Origin of the sequence: Streptomyces sp. URMC 126, assembly GCF_051386555.1 — a bacterium.
Classification (GTDB): domain Bacteria; phylum Actinomycetota; class Actinomycetes; order Streptomycetales; family Streptomycetaceae; genus Streptomyces.
The window spans coordinates 1-265 of the sequence record NZ_JBPQTX010000935.1 but is presented as its reverse complement, the minus strand read 5'-3'; the positions used below and the strand labels follow the sequence as shown (position 1 = coordinate 265).

Annotated in this window: 1 protein-coding gene; it reads left to right on the top strand. The window is 70.6% G+C overall.

Translation table 11 applies throughout. The features are described 5' to 3' along the window. The coding region (locus ACSNOK_RS34560; RefSeq protein WP_436784670.1) for an SCP2 sterol-binding domain-containing protein at nt 1–143 on the top strand (143 nt) is incomplete at its 5' end. Between the last annotated feature and the right edge of the window lie 122 nt (nt 144–265).

Below are 265 nucleotides of genomic sequence, written 5' to 3'. Positions count from 1 at the left end.
CCATGGGCGACGCCGAGTTCCTCAGGCTCGTCTCCGGCAACGCCAGTCCCGTGACGATGTTCATGACGCGCAGGCTGAAGCTGGCCGGCGACGTCGGCCTGGCCTCCGGCCTGACCCGCTACTTCGACATCCCCAAGGCGTGAGGGGCGGACTGCGGTCATGAGCGGTTTCTCCCTCGACCTCACCGAGGAGCAGCACGACCTGCGCGAGTGGGTGCACGGCTTCGCCGCCGACGTCGTGCGCCCGGCCGCCGCCGAGTGGGACG